Annotated in this window: 18 protein-coding genes; 8 read left to right on the forward strand and 10 right to left on the reverse strand. The window is 33.5% G+C overall.

The features are described from left to right. The first annotated feature begins 448 nt into the window (after nucleotides 1-448). A complete protein-coding gene (locus tag BMZ76_RS13295; protein WP_091207656.1) occupies nucleotides 449-1,744 on the forward strand; it encodes a TIGR00341 family protein in 1,296 nt (431 codons plus the stop codon). A gap of 44 nt (nucleotides 1,745-1,788) precedes the next feature. Here the strand turns inward: BMZ76_RS13295 and BMZ76_RS13300 are convergent, their stop codons facing one another. The 8 genes from BMZ76_RS13300 to BMZ76_RS13335 form a co-directional block, all read right to left on the reverse strand. After that, nucleotides 1,789-2,847, reverse strand: coding sequence for an ArsO family NAD(P)H-dependent flavin-containing monooxygenase (locus BMZ76_RS13300; RefSeq protein ID WP_091207658.1), 1,059 nt, complete (start codon nucleotides 2,845-2,847; stop codon nucleotides 1,789-1,791). A 7-nt stretch (nucleotides 2,848-2,854) separates the two neighbouring features. Next, nucleotides 2,855-3,910 (reverse strand): ACR3 family arsenite efflux transporter, encoded by a 1,056-nt coding sequence (gene arsB / locus BMZ76_RS13305; protein WP_091207661.1) that lies wholly within the window; start codon nucleotides 3,908-3,910, stop codon nucleotides 2,855-2,857. Further along, the gene (locus BMZ76_RS13310) at nucleotides 3,910-4,545 is read right to left on the reverse strand and encodes an arsenate-mycothiol transferase ArsC (protein ID WP_208857670.1); all 636 of its coding nucleotides are present in this window, start codon (nucleotides 4,543-4,545) and stop codon (nucleotides 3,910-3,912) included. The genes arsB and BMZ76_RS13310 overlap by 1 nt, the downstream gene beginning before the upstream one ends. A gap of 15 nt (nucleotides 4,546-4,560) precedes the next feature. After that, on the reverse strand, nucleotides 4,561-5,031 hold the full coding sequence (locus tag BMZ76_RS13315; protein WP_091207664.1) for a DUF6428 family protein: 471 nt from the start codon (nucleotides 5,029-5,031) through the stop codon (nucleotides 4,561-4,563). An 18-nt stretch (nucleotides 5,032-5,049) separates the two neighbouring features. After that, nucleotides 5,050-5,382, reverse strand: coding sequence for an ArsR/SmtB family transcription factor (locus BMZ76_RS13320; RefSeq protein ID WP_091207668.1), 333 nt, complete (start codon nucleotides 5,380-5,382; stop codon nucleotides 5,050-5,052). 210 nt (nucleotides 5,383-5,592) lie between these two features. Next, on the reverse strand, nucleotides 5,593-6,627 hold the full coding sequence (locus BMZ76_RS13325) for a zinc-dependent alcohol dehydrogenase family protein (RefSeq protein ID WP_091207731.1): 1,035 nt from the start codon (nucleotides 6,625-6,627) through the stop codon (nucleotides 5,593-5,595). A gap of 356 nt (nucleotides 6,628-6,983) precedes the next feature. Next, nucleotides 6,984-7,367, reverse strand: coding sequence for a hypothetical protein (locus tag BMZ76_RS13330; protein WP_091207672.1), 384 nt, complete (start codon nucleotides 7,365-7,367; stop codon nucleotides 6,984-6,986). Between the two features lie 293 nt (nucleotides 7,368-7,660). Further along, nucleotides 7,661-9,175: a succinate CoA transferase gene (locus tag BMZ76_RS13335; RefSeq protein WP_091207676.1), complete on the reverse strand. Its 1,515-nt coding sequence runs from the start codon at nucleotides 9,173-9,175 to the stop codon at nucleotides 7,661-7,663. 157 nt (nucleotides 9,176-9,332) lie between these two features. On the opposite strand from BMZ76_RS13335, the gene BMZ76_RS13340 reads away from it, so the two are divergent. The 6 genes from BMZ76_RS13340 (at nucleotide 9,333) to BMZ76_RS13365 (ending at nucleotide 15,592) form a co-directional block, all read left to right on the forward strand. After that, nucleotides 9,333-10,151, forward strand: coding sequence for a helix-turn-helix domain-containing protein (locus tag BMZ76_RS13340; RefSeq protein ID WP_091207679.1), 819 nt, complete (start codon nucleotides 9,333-9,335; stop codon nucleotides 10,149-10,151). Between the two features lie 207 nt (nucleotides 10,152-10,358). After that, nucleotides 10,359-11,663: a TolC family protein gene (locus BMZ76_RS13345; RefSeq protein ID WP_244281819.1), complete on the forward strand. Its 1,305-nt coding sequence runs from the start codon at nucleotides 10,359-10,361 to the stop codon at nucleotides 11,661-11,663. Nucleotides 11,664-11,699: 36 nt separating this feature from the next. Further along, the gene (locus tag BMZ76_RS13350; protein WP_091207687.1) at nucleotides 11,700-12,752 is read left to right on the forward strand and encodes an HlyD family secretion protein; all 1,053 of its coding nucleotides are present in this window, start codon (nucleotides 11,700-11,702) and stop codon (nucleotides 12,750-12,752) included. 4 nt (nucleotides 12,753-12,756) lie between these two features. Next, entirely contained in the window at nucleotides 12,757-14,340 is a 1,584-nt protein-coding gene (locus BMZ76_RS13355; RefSeq protein ID WP_091207692.1) for an efflux MFS transporter permease, read from the forward strand. Nucleotides 14,341-14,559: 219 nt separating this feature from the next. After that, nucleotides 14,560-14,925 (forward strand): hypothetical protein, encoded by a 366-nt coding sequence (locus BMZ76_RS13360; RefSeq protein WP_091207696.1) that lies wholly within the window; start codon nucleotides 14,560-14,562, stop codon nucleotides 14,923-14,925. A 94-nt stretch (nucleotides 14,926-15,019) separates the two neighbouring features. Continuing rightward, entirely contained in the window at nucleotides 15,020-15,592 is a 573-nt protein-coding gene (locus tag BMZ76_RS13365; protein ID WP_091207701.1) for a DNA polymerase ligase N-terminal domain-containing protein, read from the forward strand. 489 nt (nucleotides 15,593-16,081) lie between these two features. On the opposite strand, the gene BMZ76_RS13370 is transcribed toward BMZ76_RS13365, so the two are convergent. Continuing rightward, nucleotides 16,082-16,381, reverse strand: coding sequence for an RMD1 family protein (locus BMZ76_RS13370; protein WP_091207704.1), 300 nt, complete (start codon nucleotides 16,379-16,381; stop codon nucleotides 16,082-16,084). 83 nt (nucleotides 16,382-16,464) lie between these two features. Continuing rightward, complete coding sequence (locus BMZ76_RS15950) at nucleotides 16,465-16,614, reverse strand: hypothetical protein (protein ID WP_167547469.1); 150 nt, start codon at nucleotides 16,612-16,614, stop codon at nucleotides 16,465-16,467. A 421-nt stretch (nucleotides 16,615-17,035) separates the two neighbouring features. Between BMZ76_RS15950 and BMZ76_RS13375 the strand changes: the two genes are divergently transcribed. Beyond that, nucleotides 17,036-22,009, forward strand: a complete 4,974-nt coding sequence (locus tag BMZ76_RS13375; protein WP_091207707.1) for a DUF8202 domain-containing protein — start codon at nucleotides 17,036-17,038, stop codon at nucleotides 22,007-22,009. Nucleotides 22,010-22,857: the final 848 nt, after the last annotated feature.

The following is a 22,857-nucleotide window of genomic DNA, read 5'->3' on the forward strand; positions in this document are numbered from 1 at the left end:
TTTGATTGGTTTAAGATTAATTGCGTCAAATATCCAAATAAAATGTTAATTATATTTCATTATACTTAATAAAAATGTTTGTATGTTGTTTTATTGTTGATAATTTAATTTTTATTGAATAAAAAACAGAATTCATAAAAATATCTTTTCAACAAGTTAAATTTTGGCTCGATGTAGGTAGTGTAGCAGTTATTAATAACAAAAATCAAATTGAAAAGCATTTGGAAACTTTTGAATACGCGCGTTGTGAAATGCACTGGCACAACATATTTCATTAAATAGTCAACATATTCTATATTAAAAATTTGACTAAATTAGTCCCGTTTCAGATAAATGGGAAAGTTTTCGGTTAATTCAAAATTGTTTATCTTGCTGACCTCACAGAGAACTGTACTTTATAAATTCGGATTTTTAAAGTAATCTTTGAACAAGAAATAAACAAAAAAGCATGAATAAAGTAGTTGATTTTATTGACTTACACAGCGGGGAAGAAGACAAGAAGAAAGTCTTAGACAATGTAAAGGCAAACATCTCTTTTCGAGGATCAAATTTATGGATTTTAGCCTGCGCAATTGTTGTCGCTTCTGTAGGTTTGAATGTAAATTCAACTGCCGTTATTATTGGGGCAATGCTTATTTCACCTTTAATGGGGCCCATCATTGGTGCTGGTTTTGGTTTAGGAATATATGATTTTAATCTGCTCAAAAGATCACTTAAAAATTTGCTGATCGCTACTGTGGTGAGTTTGGTAGTTTCTACGATTTACTTTTTTTTAAGTCCTTTTAAAGACACGCAGTCGGAACTTTTAGCAAGAACTTCACCTAATATTTACGATATTTTTATTGCTTTTTTTGGAGGGCTCGTTGGAGTAATAGCCATTACAAGGGTAGAAAAAGGAAATCCTATTCCAGGAGTTGCCATCGCAACTGCATTAATGCCTCCTTTGTGTACTGCGGGTTATGGCTTAGCTTTGGGGAATTTTAGATTTTTTTTTGGTGCGATGTATTTGTACACTATTAATTGTGTTTTCATTTGTATTGCAACTTTTATAATTGTCAAATATTTGAAATACCCATGTGTTAAACAAACCAATTTTAAGACAGAAAAGCGAGTTCGGTATATAATTTCTTTTTTGACTTTAGCACTAATAGTACCCAGTATATTTTTTGCATATCAGCTTTTCCAAGAAAAAAAATACAAACAAAAAGTGGAACAGTTTTTAAAAGTAGAGTTTATCGATAAGGGATATACTGTTCTGTACAAAAAAACACAATTTACTTCAAACCCAAAAAAAATAGACATTGCTTTTTTGAGAAGAAGACTTGATAAAGACGAAATAAAAAAAGTTAACGAAAAATTGAAAATGTACGAACTGAACAATACGATTTTAAATATTATTCAAGATACGACCGACTTAAAGCAGGATATTTTAAATGAAATCACTTTTAACAATAAAACGATGAGTGAGAAAGATTTGATTATTGCCAAGCTTCAAAGTCAAATTACTTCTTTAAAATTTGATAACAATGCTGTTTTAAATGAAACAAAAATACTGTTCCCTGAAATTGAAAATATTGCCATTGCTAATCATGTCTTTAATGAAGATAAGATCAGTAAAAAAGTTATTACTGTAGTGCTTTATGAAAGTAAAAAAGATCTAAATACTACCGAAAAACAAAAGTTGACAGCCTGGTTAAAGAATAAATTTAAGACTGATGTTGTAGAAATTTATAAAAGGCAATAAAGAGTTTAAATCTAAATAATGATTTTATTTTCAAATAAACAGATTTAGTTTTTCTGTAAATAGTCAGTAATTTCGTTACAGGTTTGTTTGGCATTTCTGTTTATTCCAATGAGTGTTGCGGATGCATAACCAGTCCAACTGCCGTAACCCGCAAGCCACAATCCGGAAAGTTCAGTTGCTTTGCTTTCTTCGGTTTTTATGATGCCTCTTTCATCTGTTGAAACAATATTTTTCAAAAAAGAGGTCGCATAACCAAAGCCAGTACACCAGATTATCGCATCAAAATCTTCTTTTGATCCGTCAGACCAAATCACACCGTTTTCATAAATTTTTTCAAAACTGCCACTTGAAGTAAGAACTCCTCTGGATCGAGCTTCCTGAACTGGTGGGACCATTACAATATTTCCCAAATCATAATTGGCCGCATTAAATGGTTTTCCTTCTTTTTCAGCGTTGTATTTGCCGGTTGCCACGTTGAAAAGATAAAACCCGTCCACTTCATCCGGTAAATATTGTGGTGGTTTTCTGGTTGACCATTTCACGGAGGTAACTTTAGAAACTTCGGCTACAATTTGTGCTCCTGAATTTCCTTCGCCAACTACCAGTACGTTTAAATTCCTAAACTGCTCGGCGTTTTTGTAATGGGCGGAATGAATTTGAATTCCTTTGAAAGTATCTATTCCTTTTATCTTTGGAATAAAAGGATTGTTCCAAGTTCCCGCCGCCGCAATAATTGCTTTTGAAAAATAAATTTCTTTCTTGGTGTAAACTTTGAATACTTTATTTTCAGAAGTTATATTTTCTACAGTAACGGAGCGCTCTATTGGAAGTTCGTAACGCTTTTCATATTGGCACAAATAATCAATTACTTCTTGTTTTAAAGGAAACAGATTTTCAGATTTTGGCATCAACCAACCCGGCAAAGAACTGTGTTCGGCAGGAGAAAAAAGCGTCAAACTGTCCCAGGCATGAAGCCAAGCACCACCGCATTTTTCTTCTTTATCTACGATGAGAAAGTTGAGTTTATGGCGTCGTAAATAATACCCGCAAGCCAATCCGCTTTGTCCGCTGCCAATAACAATAACATCCAGTATTTCTTGCATAATAACGTTACTTTACGTTTGTTGTAGCGTAATATTTTTTTCTTAACCAAAAAGCGACATTAACCAGAATTATCAAAGCCGGAACTTCTACCAGCGGTCCAATAACTCCTGCAAATGCTTGTCCACTGTTGATTCCGAAAACACCAATGGAAACTGCAATGGCCAATTCGAAATTATTTCCGGATGCCGTAAATGAAAGCGAAACGGCGTCTCTATAATTTGCTCCAATTTTTTTGGAAACAAAGAACATCAGGAAAAACATAATGGTAAAAAAAATGACAAGTGGAATGGCAATTCTAATCACATCTAGTGGCAAGTCGACAATCATTTCACCTTTTAAACTGAACATAACTATGATAGTAAAAAGCAACGCAATCAACGTAATTGGAGAGACAAAAGGAATAAACTTTTGATTGAACCATTTGTCTCCAATGAATTTCTTAATGGCGTAACGGCTAATTACTGCTAATGCAAATGGAATTCCTAAATAAATTCCGACTGTTGTAGCAATTTGAGCAATGGTAATATTTAATTCTAACCCTTTTATTCCGAACAATGGTAGCATGATTTCCAAATAGAAATAGGCATACAAACCAAAAAAGAACACTTGAAGTAAACTGTTAATTCCAATTAATCCAGCGGTTAATTCTCTGTTTCCTTCGGCTAATTCATTCCAGACAATGACCATCGCAATGCAAGGCGCAATTCCAATTATGATTAAACCTGTCATGTATTCCGGATACTCTTTCAAAAACAATGTTGCCAGTAAAAACATTAAAAAAGGACCAACAATCCAGGTGATTAGAAAAGAGGCGGTGAGTAATTTTGGTTTTTCAAGCATTAAAGGAATTTTTGAAAAATCAATTTTAGTCAATGGGGGATACATCATTAATATTAATCCAATTGCCAGTGGAATATTCGTTGTTCCACTTGAAAAGGAATTGATAAAACCACTGCTGGAAGGTATAAAGTATCCAATGGAAACTCCTATTGCCATTGCCAAAAATATCCAAAGTGTCAAGTAGCTGTCGAGGAAGTTTAATCTTTTTTTATGTACTTTCATTAGTATGATTTTATTTGTGAAAACACATAAAACATTTCGGTTGCAATTTGTAAACTGCGTTCCTGATATTTTTCTGCTTGTTGTGGCGTATTGTCAAATGCTTTTGGATCTTCAAAAGTGATTGAAATACGCTTTTCGGCACCTGCAATAAATGGGCAACCGCCATCCGCTTGTGAACAAGTCAATATCGCTGCAAATTCACTTTGGGGATTAAAATCGTCATCATACGTTTTGGAAAAACCAATAATTGGATGTTGGTTCTCTCCATATTTTATATCATAAATAGGATTATTCCCTGCTGCGATGGTTTTAATTTTAAATCCCGATTGCTCCAATGTTTTGACAACCATAGGAAATAAAGCAGTTGCTTCGGTGCCACCAGAATAACAAAACACATTTTTTATATTGAAATGTGCCGCTGCAGTTTGTGCCCAAACCTGAGACAAATGACTTCTTCTGGAATTGTGGGTGCAAATTAAGTTCAGCCGAATTTCTTGTCTGTTCCTTGCTTTATCTTGGATAAAATCAATAAGCGGTTGCAAAATGATTTTACGTTCTGCTGTTATCGTTTCAAAATCCAAAGTACCGATTACTTTTTCTATTTCTGGAAATAAGATGGTTTTGGTTCGTTCCATTTTACCGTTTTAAAATTAACAACAACCTCCACCTGGAGTGCAGCTGTTAGTTTGACTTGGGATTTCGGATAACTTCACTTTTTGTTTTTCGGCTGGAATGCCACATTGATCTTGGGCCAAACAAGCTGTTTGTTTGTTTAATAAAGTGAATGCTGTTCCGTTAAAACCAATATCGTATTTACCAATAGTTTCTGCTTGAAATTCTACTTCTACTTCATAATCTTCAATACCCAAAACTTTTTCAGATAATTCAATTATATCCAATAATTTTTGCGGTTTTAAGCGGTGTTCGAAATCATTGGCGTCCCATAATTGAAAGTTAACAACGGTTTCTTTTCGAATTTTTCCACCACAATCAATAAAGTTTTTGGTGATTAAACCCACTTCAGTTACATGGAAATGTTCTGGAACATAAGTTCCGTTTGGCAATACAAAAGCAACGTTGTCCAACGTGCTCAACTGTTTTTTAATTTCTGATAGTTTCATTTTTTAATAATTTAAAAATTAACAACATTGATTTTTCTTATTTTTTAAATAGGCATTGATGTTTTTAAAAAATCCTTTGATTTTCTCAAAGCCTTCTTCATTTAGGCAGTAGCAAATGGAAGCTCCCTCAAAATTGCCTTTTATAAGTCCGGCATTTTTCAGTTCCTTCAAGTGTTGAGAAACGGTAGGTTGTGCCAAAGGCAATTCGTTTACGATATCACCGCACACACAACTGTTTACTTTTATTAAATGTTGGATTATGGCAATTCGGGCAGGATGACCAATAGCTTTCGCCAATGTTGCCAATTCGTTTTGCTCGTCTGTGAAATGCTCTGATTTAGTAATTCCCATCGTTATATATTTATATTGCAATATTACGATAATAAAAATCAGCAGCAAATTTTTTGACGTTAATTTAAAATTAAAAAGCAATGCAATCGAGTAGGAGTGACTAAAATTCGAGCCTAATTGCATTACCTTTTAGTTTTTGAATGATTTTGAAATTATTGGACGGTTTGCTCACATGATATATGATAATGAAAACAAAGTCACAACCAGATTTTAGGGTTCAATAATTACCTTCATCGCTTTTTCTTTTGCTGCGTTTCCAAAAACTTCATAAGCTTTTAGGATTTCGTTTAATTTAAAATGATGGGTAATTAGTTTGGCGGGTTCCAATTTTCCGGAGGAAACTGTTTTCAATAGCATTGGAGTAGTATTTGTATTTACCAATCCCATTGTTATTGTAATATTTTGAATCCACAAATCTTGAATTTGCAGTTCTACCGGTTTTCCATGTACTCCAATATTTGCGATATGACCACCGGGACGAACAATTTTTTGACATATATCAAATGTTCCCGGAACTCCAACTGCTTCAATAGCCACATCAACTCCATCTTTAGTTTCGGCTAATATTCTTTTTAAGACATCTTCTTTTGCTGAATTGATCGTATCTGTGGCGCCAAATTTTTCGGCCATTTTCAAACGATTTTCATCCATATCAATCATGTAAATTTTGGAAGGTGAATAAAACTGGGCAGTAAGCAACGCTGACATTCCTATGGGTCCAGATCCTACAATTGCAATGGTATCTCCGGGTTTTACGCCGCCATTAATCACGCCGATTTCATGTCCTGTAGGTAAAATATCGCTTAGCATTACCAAAGCTTCTTCGTCAGCGCCTTTTGGTATAAGATGGAGACTATTATCTGCATGAGGAATACGGACATATTCTGCCTGAGTACCGTTTATAAGGTTTCCTAATATCCAGCCACCATCCTCACAATGAGAGTACATTTGCTTTTTGCAATATTCGCAGGATCCATCAGAAGTGATGCAGGAAATAATCACATGGTCTCCTTTTTTAAAATTCCTAACGGAAGTTCCAATTTCTTCAATTACACCAACTCCCTCATGTCCCAACGTAGTTCCTAGTTTTACCGATGGGGTTTTTCCATGTAAAATTCCCAAGTCTGTTCCGCAGATCGTGGTTTTAAGTATTTTTACCAATACATCGGTTGCTTTTTCGATTTTAGGTAGTGGGACGTCTTTCAATTGTATTTTTCCAGGACCGTCATAAACTAGAGCTTTCATTGTTTTAGTCTGAACCATTTTAATTTTATTTGAGAGTTGTTTATCCATTATTGGACAGGCTTTATGTATATTAAATCTTATTATCTAAAAAAAGATTAGAATTAATCATAACTACTTTGTATTAATTAATGATTTCTTAATCAAGAAAATTACTGTCGAAAGTTCGTTTGCTTTCGTCTTAAATTCTATGATATAAATCATTTTTTTAAATAAATATTTCGATCTATTTAAGATGGTATTTTTCGTCGAAAGCTCCCATTATAATGTAGTACATCTGATAATAAAAAATCTTTTAAGAAAGAGAGTCCAACCTTTTTTTGAAAAAATATCGTTCTAATTTTCTTAAATTATCTCGCTTACATCCATTTTGATAGAAAATCAATCAATTCTTCTCTTAAATCTTCAAATAGTTTTTCAAAAGTTGCAATACTTTCTCGATGGTTTTTATGATCTGAAAATTTATCATGATCAACCGCATTAGGGTTATCATGTGCTGCTGACTCCAGGTACAATTCGTGACTTTTAATATCATGGCTTAAGATATCAATTTGTTCCTTTTGAATAATCAGCTGATTGTTAAAATGATCCGTTAAAGAACGAACCTCTTTTAAAGTATTCTTTTCCGCCACTTCCGAAATTCGCTTAGACATAATTACAAGCTCATCCTTATAAAACAAAAGTTTGTTTAGCCACGTTTTATGTTCTTCATGTAACTGATAAATTGATTTTTTAGTTTCCATTTTTTATGTGTTTTTAAATAGTTTGAGATTAGTTTAATATCGGTTTAACGATTTAAACATGTTTCCGGAATTACAATCTCTTTTATTCCGCCATTTTTTATTTTATAAATTAAAAATATAGTTTTTTGTATAAAAAAGAAAAAAACATTAAGTTCCTTAAAGTTAGTCATTTATGCTGTAATAAATAGAAATATAGGTAGATTTTAAGCTATAAAAAATAAATTGATTAAAAAAAAACATCCCCGAACAATCAAGTGTGTTTGGGGATGTTAGAAAAGATATGAATGCTAGTACTAGAGTAATTCAACTAAACAGTTTTGTTTCATGCTGCCGGTTTCAATGTATCTGGAATGAAGTTTAAAAGCTTCTTCTAAAATATGCGGTGTATGGCCACCGCGCAAACAAGCACGATCAAAATAATCTGATAATTCTTCTCTGTATTCCGGATGCGTGCAATTTTCAATGATAATTTTGGCGCGTTCTCTGGGAGCAAGCCCTCTTAAATCGGCAATTCCCTGTTCGGTGATTAAAATATCAACATCATGTTCGGTATGATCAACATGGGACACCATTGGTAAAACATGCGAAATGGCATTAAATTCTTTTGAAGATGATTGGGTGACAAAAATACTCAAATAGGCATTACGGGCAAAATCACCCGACCCGCCAATGCCATTCATCATATTAGTCCCTGAAATATGGGTAGAATTTACATTCCCATAAATATCAAATTCGATGGCTGTATTTATGGCTATAACTCCCAATCTTCGTATCACTTCCGCTGAATTACTGATATTTTGCGGTCGAAGGAGAATTTTGTCTTTGTACTTTTCGAAATTATCAAGAATGTTTTTATAGCAATTTTCAGAAACGGTTATGGAGGAAGCCGAAGCAAAATTTAATTTTCCGCTATCAAGGAGTTCAAACGTGCTGTCCTGCAAGACCTCGGAATACATCACTAAATTTTCAAAATTTCCTTTGGCAAAACCAGACATGACCGCATTTGCCACTTTTCCAATTCCGGCCTGCAATGGCATTAATGAATTGGTTAAACGACCTTCTTTGATTTCATTTTCAAAAAAGGCCAATAAATGATTGGCAATGGCAGCCGTTTTCGGGTCTATTGCAGTTACATGTGCCGGACTATCGGGAATTTCCGTAAAAACAATTCCAATAACCTTTTTAGGATCGATAGTGATATAATTAGTTCCTATTCGGTCATCAGTAGCAGTAATGTTTAAAACGTCTCGATTAGGATAACTTTTTGAAATATAAATGTCATGAATCCCGGCGAATTCAAGAGGTATGGAAGTATTTATTTCGATGATAATTTTATCGGCAGTATGCGCAAAAGTAGCTGAATTTCCCACTGAGGTTGTTGGAATTACATTTCCATTCTCATCGATATAGGTGGCTTCAATAACCGCAATATCAATTTTTGAAAGGTGTTTGTTTTCTAAAAGTTCGACAGTTTCACTTAAATGTTGATCAATAAAAAGTACTTTTCCTTCGTTTATTTTTTTTCGTAAGGTGGCATCAACCTGAAATGGCATTCTCTTGTATAAGGCGTTATTGTTAGCCAAATCCGCATCAGTGGTATGACCTAAAGAAGCACCGGTAATTAATGTGATTCCAATATTTTCTGATTTTGCTCTTTCGGCAAAAGCGGGTAAAACGGCTTTACTGTCACCAGCTTTTGTAAATCCACTGGTTCCGATAGTCATTTTGTCTTTGAAAAATAAAGCCGCTTCTTGCGCAGAAATAACTTTGTCTTTGTAACTTTGAAATCTAATTCTGTCCAACTGCATAATTGTGCGTTTTTAATAAAAAAATAACAAAAAATTGATGTTTTGATAATGATTCAAATCAATAATTATATTTTAGTTTAAATCATTTACAATTTTAGTAAAATTAAGAATTGGATAAATATCCTAATAAGTCATAAAAATATTCATTTCAGTCACAATGGGTTCATCTGAAGCTTTAGAAGAAAAATATTATATTAAAGAGGTTGATACCGAAAAAAAAAGTATTTATTGCCACCATGATTTAATGGGAGAATTAATGATTCCAACCCACAAGCATGAAAAAGCTCAAATGCTTTACTCTGAAGGTGGTATTGTTCACGTTACTACGGAAACCAAAACTTATTTTCTTCCGGCACGTCATTTTATTTGGATTCCTGGAGGCGTAAAACATAGTATTCATCCCAACTCTGAGGATGTTATGATGCGCAATTTGTATTTCCCAGTAGATTCAGATGAAGACTCTTTTTATGAAAAAGAAGGTATTTATCCCATTAATGATTTGTTGTTGCAAATGATGCTTTTCACAAATCGATGGAATGGAAACCTGAAAAAGGGAACTAGAAATTTTACTATTGCCAATGCGATAAAAGCCATTTTACCTGAAATATGTCTTACAAATTTACCATTATCGTTGCCTTTGCCAAAGGATATTCGTCTCAATAAAATCATCATTTATTTAGATAAAAACTTGGGAGAAACTATTATGTTCTCTGATTTGGCCAATCGATTTGGGTTTAGTGAGCGCTCTTTGTATCGCTTGTTCCAAAAAGATTTAGGTATGTCCTTTATTCAATATTTCACCATTCGAAGAATTTTAAAAGCAATTGAATTGTTACTTGAAAAAAAATTATCTGTAAATGAAGTCGCGCAGGCGGTGGGTTACAATAGTGTTCCAACATTTAGTAATACATTTTTTAAGATTTTAGGACAACGCCCTTCTGATTATTTAAAAGGGATCGAAATATTAAAAAAGTAATTTTTTGTAACCTTCATTTTCTGCAATCGTTATATTAATTTTATCGACTTGTATTTGTCTGAAATGGATAAATAGTTGGCTATAGTTGATTTTAAGGCATGGATTAAATTAGGGAACTTTGCAACCTATTCCTTGATCTATATTATGTTTCTGAAAAAAAGGGTTCTTTGGAGCCAAACAAAAATTAATTTTTCAAAAAATGTCTTGTTGTTATTCCTTTTCTTTCAAGGAATTGCGTCGGTACAAGCGCAACCAACTACCGCTATTTCTTTAAATGATGCTTTAAAAATCGCTAAAGAAAATAATAAGACCATTCAGAAATCTCACATAGAACAGCGTATTTCAGAACAAGAAATTACCGTAACAAAAGATCTTCGTTTACCGGAACTTAATTTTAATGCGATGTATTCCCGATTATCAGATCTGACGGAATACGAAGGCAGTTTTTTCTCGGATAAACATACCTATACTCCACAACCTGGAACTGTAATATATGATGCGGTTACAAATTTTGATATGCCGATTTATGCAGGTAACAGAATCAATAATGCGATTAAAAAGTCGAAAGAGGAAAATGAAATTGCCAAAATCAAGGTAGAGAAGACACAAAATGATATTCAGTTGCAGGTTACCGCTACTTTTTTGGGCATTTATAAAATGATGGAACTCCAGAAAATCATTAGCGAAAGCATAAAAGAAGAACAGGAACGATTAAAAGAAGTGAAGGCTTTTAAAACCTTTGGAACCGTTACTAAAAACGAAGTGTTGCGTTCTGAACTGCAATTATCTGACAGAGAACTTAATTCATTAACCAATAAAAAAAATATTAGGATTTCACTTCAAGATTTAAAAACTCTTTTGCAGTTGCCGGAAGAGGCTGAAATTACTATCGATACAACAGGATTACTTGATATAGCTCCATTGAAAGACTATGATTTCTATTTTAAAGAAACCCTTCAAAACGAAGAAATGCGTATTTCTAGTAGAAAAGTAGACTTAAAAAAAACAGAGTTAAAAATGGTGAAAGGTAATTATTATCCTAAGGTGAGTTTCTTTGGAAATTATAATCTGAAATATCCCGACTATATGTTATTTACTTTAAATCGTCCCTATCTCTACACCATAGGACAAATTGGAGTGGAAGCTACTTATAATTTGTCTGGTTTGTATAAAAATAAAGCCAGAGTTCAGGTTGCCAACTTAAAAGTGGAATTGCAAGAAAATGATTCAGAGCTTGTAAAAAATGAAATGGTAGATAAAGTATTTAAAAATCATACTCAATATCAGGAAATACTTGACAAGCTGCCGGTTACGGACAAAGCATTGGATTTAGCCAATGAAAATTATCGCATTGTAAAAGTAAAATACCTGAACCAATTGGTCTTGATTACGGAAATGGTCGACGCTGATAACGAGTTGCTTCAGGCAAAATTCAACAAAATTTCCACTAGAATAGATGCTGCTATGAAACATTATGAATTGCTCCATACGGCAGGATTACTTAATAAATAATAATTTCAATTTAATATAATTTAGTTTCCAATTTATATGGTAAAAGTACAGAATTCGTCAAGAGCTCATCGATCATTTCATAGATTAATCACCGTGATTGCCAGTATTTTGGTTGTCGGGGGAATTGTTTTAGGAATTTGGTTTTATATTTTTAATCAAAATCACGAAGAAACTAATGATGCTCAGGTAGATCAATTTGTAACACCAATTATGGCCCGAATTACTGGTTTTATTAAAGAAGTGCGCTATAATGAAAACCAATTTGTTCACAAAGGTGATACGTTGCTGGTAATTGACAACAGGGAATACAAAGCGCATTTAGACATGGCACTGGCAGATGTTGAAAACGCAAAAAGCAATAGCATAGTGATCGAAAAAAATGTTGCAACAACTTTTAATACAATTTCAGTTAGACAGGCTCAGTTGCAAGCTGCAAAAACGGAAGTTTGGAAAACAAAACTGGAATACAATCGCTACAAAAAATTAGTAAGCCAGGACGCGGCTACCGAACAACAGCTTGAAAAAGTAAAAGCGGATTATGAATTGGCACAGGCGCATTATCAGGAAATAGCAAATACCATTCAATCGGCGGCATTAAATACCGCTGAAGCTTCCGCTAAAATCCCAACGGCTCAGACGGTAATTCAGTCCAAACAAGCGGTTGCTGACAATGCCACTTTGTTTCTTTCTTACACCATAATTACCGCTCCGTATGATGGATGGGTGGGAAAAAAAATGATTCAGCCGGGACAAATGATAAAAGAAGGACAGACCTTAGTTTTTATCGTTAGCAAGGAAAAGTGGATTACAGCTAATTTTAAGGAAACGCAGCTACAGTATTTATCTGTTGGACAAGAAGTTAAAATGCAAGCAGATGCAATTAGAGAAAGAAAATTTACCGGTATCATCGAGTCACTATCTCCTGCCAGTGGTGCACGTTTTTCGCTCTTACCTCCTGATAATGCTACGGGTAATTTTATAAAAATTGAACAAAGAATCCCGGTTAGAATAAAATTAAAAGTAAGTGATGCACAAACGGACTTTCTTAGAGCCGGCATGAATGTTACGGTTATAGCCGAACACAAATAATCAGATGTCAGAAGTAAGTATTTTTAAATCCTGGGTTCCAAATTGGGCTATTATTGCCATTATATTTTTCTGCATGCTGCATTCCATGGTTTTATTAGGAGTTTATACTTCTAATGTAACGTACGCAGCGAGTTTTTTGGATGTGGAAGTGGAAGATTTGCAGTTTTCGATGTGTGTTACTTACGGGACTTTTCTGGCTACTTTACTCATTGAAAGTAGGTTCTTTAAGTTTTTTCCAACCAAAAAATATTTCTTAGTCATTTATGGTCTGGCAGCCTTGACCTTTATTTTAACAGCCTACACGGAAAATTTTTCTTTGTTTATTATCCTAAGAATGGTCGAAGGGATTTTGATGGCATTGCCTGTTTTGCCTTTGCGATTATTTTTGATTTCTAGATTTAAGTCAAAAAATGCCGTGATTATTGGCTTTTCCCTTAATTATGGAGCTTTGATGCTGGCTTCACCTTTCATAATAAATATTGCTGTTTGGTTGCTTGAAAATTACGATTGGAAATATATGGCTTTAGGTTCGGCTTTTTTTCAAATTGTGTGCGTGGCTTTGGTTATGATTACGTTCAATAACAATCGATATTATAAAAAAATTCCGTTGTATCAAATAGATTGGGCCAGTTTTATTCTTGTGCTTACCGCCATCATATGTGGCAGTTATTTTGTGGTTTATGGTCAAAAAAAATATTGGTTTGAATCATCCCAAATTATAGTTGCGCTTATTGTCGCCTTAATCACAGGAGGTTTTTTTATCGCCCGACAAATGCTGGTTACTCGCCCTACTTTTGACATGAAAGTTTTTCAGTATGCAAATTTGCGAACCGGATTGTTATTGTCTGTGATCTTTTATATTGTCAGATCGACTTTAAATATTTGTCACAGCACGATGTATGTGGTTTGGAACTGGGAGCCATCCAGAGTAGCACATGTGCAGTATCTGAATATGATAGGAGTTGTAACCGGAATGATTCTTACGGGAATATTTCTGGCTAAATCTGTAGCTTCGCGATATATTTTTATATTGGGATTTTCACTCTTTGCCGTATTTCATTTCTGGTTTACCTTTCTTTTTGTACCTGATGCCTCGCTGGCAGATATCGCTATTCCTTACATGTTGCAGGGAGCCGCGGTCGGGGTACTATTTGTTCCGTTAGTATTGTTCACCGTATCGGCTGTTCCTAAACATTATGCTCCTTTTGCTGGAATTGTAGGAGTTGCAGGCCGTTTTTGGGGAAGTATAATGGGATTCGCGATTATTCAAAACGCAGGATGGTTTTTGCAAAGTACACATTTTACAAAATTCCGACAGTTTGTTCTTCCCGAAAGTCCGGAAACACAAAGTCGTGTCGAACAACTCACCAAAAATTTTGTAGCTAAAGGATATGCGTTGGATGATTCCAATAAATTAGCGATGAAACAAATTATCAGCTCAGTTTCAAAACAATCGATATTATTGTCCAACATGGAAATTTTTACCGCTATGGGTTACTTTATGCTTATTGTCGTCATTTTTCTGCTGCTTAATCAGCATTTAAGACAAACATTTGACATTTTCAAAAATAGAATTTGGGGTAATTAAAAAGTTTGGTATGGTTTGTTAAAATCTTTTAACAACCAAATTTTCAACATTAAATTACTGATTTTTTGTCGTTTTTTATAATTCAATAAGGTTTTCAAAATCTCTTTTCTTACTGTAAAATCCTTTTGCAATTAAATGATTTTTACTATTTATAAAAGGCGTTTTTGTTTAAAAATGATTAACTTAGTGTATTGTAAATCAATTAAATAAAATAGTAAAATGGAAAAAAGTAACGACAAATCAGGTTCTGCTAAAGAAAAATCGGACAAGGAAGATAAAAATAAAGTGCCGGATTTTCTTTTGTATCCGCCAAGCGAGGATATTTATAACCAATTTAAAAAGGAATCGGATATTGATCCGGAAGATATATCTAAAAATAAAGTGCCCGTTGAAATCGATAATGTCAGTAAACTGAATGAAAAAGATTTTGAAGAAGATGTTTCGGGTGGTGATTTAGATATTCCGGGCTCTGAATTAGATGATGATCTTGAGGATGTAGGAAGTGAGGATGAAGAAAACAACCATTACGGGATTGGAGGGGATAATCATAGTAATCTGGATGAGAATGATGGAAAAAAAAGTTAAAACTTTTTAAAAGCTAATTTTTTAAAATGTCGCTTTTATAAATTTTTATAGGATACGAGTAGCATAAATTTCTCATTCAATTCAATCATATATTATGTCTTTGCATAAATATAACCTAAAGCGCAATTTTGATTCTACAACTGAACCCGAAGGGAAAATTGAAAAATCTAAAAAGGAACTTGTTTTCGTGGTACAAAAACATGCGGCTTCCCATTTGCATTATGATTTTCGATTGGAAATGAATGGTATGTTAAAAAGTTGGGCGATACCCAAAGGGCCTTCTATGAATCCAGCTGATAAAAGGCTTGCGATTATGGTAGAAGATCATCCCTATAGTTACAAGGATTTTGAAGGGACTATTCCAGAGGGAAATTATGGAGCAGGGAAGGTAATCGTTTGGGATAACGGAACGTATACTTTGGCTGAAGAACAAAATGAACATAAAATTGAAACTATTTTAAAATCTGATTTACAAAAGGGACACCTTAGTTTTATCCTTAAAGGGAAAAAATTAAAAGGGGAATTTGCGTTGGTAAAATTAAAAACCAAACAGGAAAATACCTGGCTGTTGATAAAGAAAAAGGATGAGTTTGCTATTGAAAGCGATATTTTAGAAGAAAATAAATCGGTGATTTCTAATTTGACTTTGGAGGCTTTTGATAAATAATTTCTAAAATGATAGTTCAATTTTAACCCGTTGGGTGTAATTCAAGTTTCTTTTTTTTAACGCATAGAAACATAGTTTTTATGTATTTCCATTGAGAGGTTTTACGCTATCATAGTAAAATATAGCTTTGTTACCCAATAATTGGGCTGTCCTGTTCTTTTTTCTGTGAATTTATGTGTTTATTTTTAAATTCTTTTCGGAGTTCTTAATTTTAAATAATTGTACCCAACGAGTTCAATTTTAATGAAAAAACAAGGCAATTGCAATCTTCAGGACAATTAATAATCACAACCCATTCCAGACGAGAACTTTTCCGCACATTTAATACATCCGTAAAAAGGGTAAGATTGTTTTCTACGATTTATAGACGGTTATCAAAGTCTTTAAATCTGTTATTACTTTGAAAATTGATTTGTAGATGTCGGTTAAAGAGATTTAGTTCCTCGTTGTCCCACACTAAATTGGGGACATCCAGAATATATAAATTGTCTACATACTATTTTTTACATTAAGAACTTTACCAATATATTTGATCAAATTGGTTTTTGAAACACGAAGTTTTCCGTGTTGTTCAAATTCCAAAATATAATGTTTTGAAGATGTAATTAATTCATTAGTCGGAACTTTGTAGTAATATAAGGCTACAAATTGACCAATATTAAGCATCACTATACGTAACATGGAAGAATCAATTTGAGGAATAATTACATAATTGTTTTTCTCGATGACTTTTTGCAATTTATCATCAGTCTCAATTCGATATTCTTCGAAAAAATCTAAATCTACCAAGTTAAAAGCGTAATTTTTTATGTAACAGATTCAATTCGCTTTTGGCGACCGCATCATAATTAGCGAAGACCACGACACTATGGTCAAAAACGTATAAATAACGCTCCGTATCTTACATTGCATAAAAATACTTCGGAAGTCGAACCCGAATGTGCTTCGGCACAAAAATCAGCACGGAATTTCTTGATATTGAAAGATTCCACAAATTGAACCGCTCGGATTCGAATTTCCACACCCAAATGTTTTATCACAAATTTAATAGAAAATCAAGATTGATATTGCCAGAATCAATCCAAATGCACAACTATTTACTGTTCTTTTTTGACATTTTTTATGTATTAAGAGTATTCCGAGTGATTATTGAAAGAAATGGGCTTAAATTTTTCCAAATCGTATAAAAAAAGCGAAAAAATAACGAATAAAATTATTTTTTACTTAAATAACTGATAAATAAATTATTAAACGAATGTTTCTTTGTAAAAAAATAGTTAAAATATTTGATTGCCGACTTAAAAATGCCGAATTATCGTACTTCGTCGGTAAATATTGTTAATAGTCGATTTAATTTTGTGTTTATTTTTGTTTTTCATATTTAAATTTTTAATTTTAGAGCACGAAATAGATTGATTGCTACATATTTAAAAAAATATCAAATTGGAAAAAAATTACTTAAAGAAAATACTTCTACTATTAACTTTATTCTCTACTTGTTTACTTTTTTCGCAAAACGATAGCCAAGAAATACATGTCTATTATGGCAACGGAATAGAAATCTTAAACGGATCAACAGTCGACTTTGGGTCGAGCATAATTGTAGAGTTTACAATAAAAAATATTCCAACAACAAATGGAAATCCTTCCTTAGTTCTTGGCAATCCAGAGGTAAGAATTAGTGGTTCTGATTTTATGTTATTGAATAGACCAGGTTTTAACGTTAAAAAAGATAGTCCTTCTACATTTAAAATCAGAAAATTAAACACACAATGTGGTTCTTTTACGGGTTCCGTTGTAACAATTTATTCAAACGCAAAGAATTTTCCTGTATTTACTTTCACACTTTCCTACAGTAATAAGCCCTCTATTTCAGTCTTAGGAGGATCTCCTACGCAAACTGTGCCTAATGGTCAAACTGTAGCCACATCAACAAATGGAACGCTATTTGGAACACAAACTGTAGGTAATTTTTCTACTAGAAATTACATAATATCAAATACGGGAACGTGTCCTTTGGATTTGGGTGCACTTACTTGTTTTGGATATAATCCTTTAACAGGAGTACAGTCTACTGACTTTGCTATTATAGTCGCTCCCACGCCATATCCCCCAACTGGTGCTGCGGCAAGTAATATTATTCAGCCAGGAGCCACGTCCTATTTTGTGATTAGATTTTTACCCATCTCTCCTGGAACAAAGTATGCTATAATTAGTATTCCAAGCAATGATGCTACTAAAAATCCTTATACTTTTGTTGTAAGTGGGGAAGGTTACAACCCTAATGTTAATGGACCTGGTGGTGGTAATCCAGACTTTAGATTATGGCTAAAGGCAAACAGAGGTATATCGGTTCCACTTGGCGTTCCTGAAAATTACGCTAATCCAATACCTGTTGAGACATGGAGAGACTTAGGTTCAACTGGAAAAGATGCTAGCCAAAGTACCCTAGCAAATCGACCATATTATTATGATAATGTGAGCAATAACATCAATTACAATCCGGTTGTAAAATTCCAAAATAATGCAACAATGAATCAATTTATGTATAATACTGATAATGGATATTATACGCATGAAACATTTGTAGTTGTACAACCAGATGTTACTATTGATGGATCGATTTTGCCTATGACAATTATTTCAGGTACTTCTGCCGCAAAACCAGCTACTCTTGGCGATCCATATCCGCTCATCGCTGGAGAGCATACAGGAATCGGTTTTGGAAATTTCACTTCACGTTATGCAGATGAGCGACTTTGGTTTAGTCAGTGGCAGGATAACGTAGGTAATCATTATAGCGTAGCAGAAAGTGCGGCCGACTATTCCATTGCTGGGATAGTTAACACTAGAAACAAAACTACGACAGCAAGTAATGGAGTCGAGATGCTTTTCAATACCAATTTAATCGGAAGCGCAACAACCAATACAACCTATGCAAACCTTGGCTATACAGACACCAGCATTACACCAAATTTATTCAAAGGGACGCCGTATAATATAGGGAGAAACATCAATAGCGCTGTTGCAAATGGTAATTTAAATGGAAGAGTTGCAGAAATCATTTCATATGCTTCTCGAGTACTTGATGGGAATAGACCTAAGATAGAATCCTATTTGGCCATTAAATACGGAATTACATTAGGTGTTAATGGTACTAGTATTAATTATTTAGATTCTGCAGGAAACATAATTTGGAATACAGCTACCAATGCGGGATACAACTATAATATAGCAGGAATTGGTAAAGACGTCGCATCAGATTTATATCAAAAACAATCAAAAAGTAGTAATGATGTGAATGCAGTTACTATTGGTCTAGGAGTTATTGCTACAACTAACATTGCTAATATCAACGAGTTCAAAAAAGACCGTGATTTCTTAATGTGGGGTTCTAATAATGGTACTTTTGCCATAGCAGGAAGCAATACAGTGACCATTGCTTCAGGAATTACAACAACTTTTAACCGCATTAATAAAAAATGGAAAATTGTAGAAACTAAAAGTGATGTTGATGGTGACGTAGGGAATGTTTTTGTAGGAATACCTGAAACTGCTTTTTCTGGTTTACCTAAAGCAGCAACAGAGGAATACGTTTTAATTGTTGCCGACAACCCTAATTTTGCAGATTCAGATATTATTGATGTGATCCCATTAAAAATTAATAAAGATGTTTATGGCAGTCCTATATTAGATAAGCAAAATAGTGCAAGTTATCAAACGTGGTATGATTTTGACGGTACCAAGTATTTTACATTTGGTGTGGCGCAAAGAAAGGAAGTTAAAGAATTAGTAAATAGTACAGGTAGTACCACTGATAAAGATTTTTTAGTGGGAGAATATGCATTAAACCTTAAAAGTGGAACTTTCACAGTAGGCTGCTGGATTAGGAATGACGGAGCCAGCACTGCTTACAGGACCATTTTTGGAAAAGGGAATGAGTTGCAAATTAGATTAAATGCTGCACATAAGGTTGAGGCTTCCTGGGATGGTGTTACGCAATTTACCTCGGTAACGGCTGTGGCTGATGGCAAATGGCATTATGTTGTTGCAGTTTACTTCTATGGCGCAGCAGATTTATATATTGATGGAGTAAAAGACAATGCCGTTTTAAATTTGCAAAATCCTTCTCCTAATTTTAACAGATTTTCCGTAGGTGCATTGTATGTAGACAAAAACAATATCATAAATCCATTTCTAGGAGAAATTGATCAAATAAATATTTGGGATATGGCATTAACTGCGAATCAAATAAATTACTTGATGAACCAGGAGATGGAAAAATATACAGATGGCAAAGTGAGCGGTAAAGTATTACCACAAAGCATTACTAAAAATGAATTAAAAGCGGTTGATTGGTCATTGCTTGTAGCTTATTACGATTTTAATGCTTTCTATGGTACAACTGTTGAGGGATTAACAGATGATCGCAATTTTCTTCGAATTAAATATTTAAACAAAAACAAGCAGCTTTTAAATACCCAAACAGCACCGCTGCCCTACGAAACTGTTGCTGACGGAGAGTGGAATGGAACTAATTCAACAATGTGGAAAAATGGTGCTATTCAAACTATTCCCAATGCTGTATCTATAGTTCCTGGTGGTTTAACAGTAAATGGAAACATAGTTAAAATTAAAAACAACGTGACTTCAGTAGGAAATAAAACTGTTTTAGGATTGTTTGTGGAAGGTACTGATGCCACAACTTATAAAACGTTAACAGCAAATAATAACACTAAGGTACAAGTTTCCCATTATTTAAAATTAGATGGTTTAATTGACTTAAAAGGACGTTCTCAATTAGTGCAGACGCTCAATAGTGAACTAGATGTTACAAGTAAAGGTTTTATAAAAAGAGACCAGCAAGGTACTGTTAATAAATATAATTATAATTATTGGTCATCTCCCGTAGGACCTATAAATGCTACTACTAACAATAATGCATATACTGTAAATGCTGTGTTTAAAAATGGGACTACAACAACTCCTACAAATATTAATTGGGTAAGTGGATTTGACGGAAGTACTGCACCTTTCGGTTTAGCAAGATATTGGCTTTATAAATTTCAAAATGGATTAGAATATGCCGATTGGAAACGTTTTGATGAAATCGTCGATCCAATTCTTCCTTCTCAAGGATTTACTTTAAAAGGAGCTGGAGCAGCCGATCCAAATAATTTAATAACTCAAAATTACACCTTTGTAGGAAAACCCTATAATGGGCTTATTAATGGTAATTCTGTTTTGGAGGATAACTTATTTTTGGTAGGAAATCCATATCCTTCGGCTTTAGACGCCTATAAATTTATAAATGATAATATCAACATTATTGATGGCGAAATTACCGGTGAACTTTATTTTTGGCAACATGCTCCAGAAAACAATACACACTTTGTCTCTGGATATACAGGTGGTTATTCTACTTTAACTTTAACTGGAGGAACACTTCCTGCGGCTCCAATCGGAATTACTGGTCTGGGAACAAGTAATAAAATATCATACCAATATATCCCTGTTGGTCAAGGATTTTTTGTAGTAGGAAAACTAGGAATTGTTGGAGCTGTACCAATTATATTTAATAATAATCAACGGGCTTTTGTTAAGGAAAATGATGTTGACGATTTGCCTGCGCCAATTTCCAATACATTATTTAAAATGGTGCCAAAAAAGAAATATGAAACAGCTATTATTGACCACTTCAAAGACAATAGTAATGATGTGGTTTATAATAATTATAACACAAAAATCAGGTTAGGTTTTAATACAGCAAATAATTATCACAGACAATTATTAATTGGGTTCATGGATGATTTAGCGACTGATGGAGTAGATAGAGGTTATGATGGTTATCAGATTGACACACAAAAAAATGATTTATATTTTTTAATTGATAATTCCGAATATACTATTCAAGGTGTTGGTTCATTTGATGTTAATAAATCGTATCCTTTAGGAGTAAAAACAGATACAATAGGTAACGTTCAGTTTGTCGTTGATACTGCAGAATTCTTACCTGCAAATCAAAATATATACATACACGATAAGGAAACTTCAATTTACTATGATATTACTAAAAACCCTGCAACTGTTAATTTATCCGCAGGAACTTATAATACTCGTTTTGAATTAACTTTTCAAACGGACAAAGCACTTGGAATAGGCGAGAATGAATTGCTGGAATCAATGATAATAGTTTACAATAATGAAATCAAAAAGAAATTATTTATTACAAAAAATCAATCAATAGATATTAAAGAAGTTTCAATTTACAATATTGTTGGTCAACAACTAAGTACTTTCAAAAAATTGGCAGATGGTAATACAATAGAAATTCCGTTTAATGTACAAAGTGGTGTTTACTTAATAAAAATAATTACTGATAAAGGTGTGGTCAGTAAAAAAATAATAAAGCAATAGTGGCTTTTAAAATGATATTCAATAAATTCGAAAACCAGGAAATTAGTTCATGACAAGTATCGAAAGAGATATATTCAACTATTTTTTTAAGATTAAGATTTTTTGCCACGAACGCCATTAGCTATAAAATCACTTCCACACGATATATTATGATACCTTATATATAGGAGTGAAAAAGGAATAGCACAATTTAGCACTATATATGGTATGGGAAACAACCATTAGTTAGTTTATCATGTGTTTGAATAATGGCACGAAAGTGACTTCTAAAGGAGGCAAAGGGTAGTGATGAGCTATAAATAATGCAATAATTCGTGAATTCATCAAGATTTTATAAATAGGAACGGATAGTTAAAAGCTATCTGTCCGCAATGGGATTGGCGATTTTGAAGTACAAATGGCTTTATCGGGTGTTTGATTGTAGTTTTGTTTAAAAAACTTCTACCTTCAAAAAACGTGATATCAGACAGTTAAAGATAAAGTTAAGAAAAGGTCAAAAAAAAGCGTTAAAAAAGCTTGTAAAAGCGAATAAAGGGTGTAGTTTTGCACCCGCAATGACGCAGACGTTCATTAAAATACTGGCAAGTAAAACGAATCAAAGAAGAAAATTTATTTTCTAAAAAAGATTCTGAAAAGCTTGTGAGATTAGAAAACGGATGTTACATTTGCACCCCGCAAAACGCGCAACGTTCCTTGAAAGATTGATAAGAAAAAGCGAAGAAAAAGAGATAAAATATTTCTTAAAAAAAATTCAAAATTTTCTTGCCAGTTGAAAAAAGAAGTTGTACTTTTGCACCCGCTTCGAGAAACACTTTAACGAGTGTTAAACGAGAGGAGAAACAAGAAAG

Origin of the sequence: Flavobacterium xueshanense, from assembly GCF_900112975.1 — a bacterium.
Classification (GTDB): domain Bacteria; phylum Bacteroidota; class Bacteroidia; order Flavobacteriales; family Flavobacteriaceae; genus Flavobacterium; species Flavobacterium xueshanense.

What these genes read in the sequence shown, in the direction of transcription:
- BMZ76_RS13300 (WP_091207658.1), bottom strand. Translation starts at nt 2,847, where the DNA reads ATGCAAGAAATACTGGATGTTATTGTTATTGGCAGCGGACAAAGCGGA.
- BMZ76_RS13330 (WP_091207672.1), bottom strand. Translation starts at nt 7,367, where the DNA reads ATGGAAACTAAAAAATCAATTTATCAGTTACATGAAGAACATAAAACG.
- BMZ76_RS13350 (WP_091207687.1), top strand. Translation starts at nt 11,700, where the DNA reads ATGGTAAAAGTACAGAATTCGTCAAGAGCTCATCGATCATTTCATAGA.
- BMZ76_RS13310 (WP_208857670.1), bottom strand. Translation starts at nt 4,545, where the DNA reads ATGGAACGAACCAAAACCATCTTATTTCCAGAAATAGAAAAAGTAATC.
- arsB (WP_091207661.1), bottom strand. Translation starts at nt 3,910, where the DNA reads ATGAAAGTACATAAAAAAAGATTAAACTTCCTCGACAGCTACTTGACA.
- BMZ76_RS13360 (WP_091207696.1), top strand. Translation starts at nt 14,560, where the DNA reads ATGGAAAAAAGTAACGACAAATCAGGTTCTGCTAAAGAAAAATCGGAC.
- BMZ76_RS13325 (WP_091207731.1), bottom strand. Translation starts at nt 6,627, where the DNA reads ATGAAAGCTCTAGTTTATGACGGTCCTGGAAAAATACAATTGAAAGAC.
- BMZ76_RS13335 (WP_091207676.1), bottom strand. Translation starts at nt 9,175, where the DNA reads ATGCAGTTGGACAGAATTAGATTTCAAAGTTACAAAGACAAAGTTATT.
- BMZ76_RS13355 (WP_091207692.1), top strand. Translation starts at nt 12,757, where the DNA reads ATGTCAGAAGTAAGTATTTTTAAATCCTGGGTTCCAAATTGGGCTATT.
- BMZ76_RS13365 (WP_091207701.1), top strand. Translation starts at nt 15,020, where the DNA reads ATGTCTTTGCATAAATATAACCTAAAGCGCAATTTTGATTCTACAACT.
- BMZ76_RS13315 (WP_091207664.1), bottom strand. Translation starts at nt 5,031, where the DNA reads ATGAAACTATCAGAAATTAAAAAACAGTTGAGCACGTTGGACAACGTT.
- BMZ76_RS13340 (WP_091207679.1), top strand. Translation starts at nt 9,333, where the DNA reads ATGGGTTCATCTGAAGCTTTAGAAGAAAAATATTATATTAAAGAGGTT.
- BMZ76_RS13320 (WP_091207668.1), bottom strand. Translation starts at nt 5,382, where the DNA reads ATGGGAATTACTAAATCAGAGCATTTCACAGACGAGCAAAACGAATTG.
- BMZ76_RS13295 (WP_091207656.1), top strand. Translation starts at nt 449, where the DNA reads ATGAATAAAGTAGTTGATTTTATTGACTTACACAGCGGGGAAGAAGAC.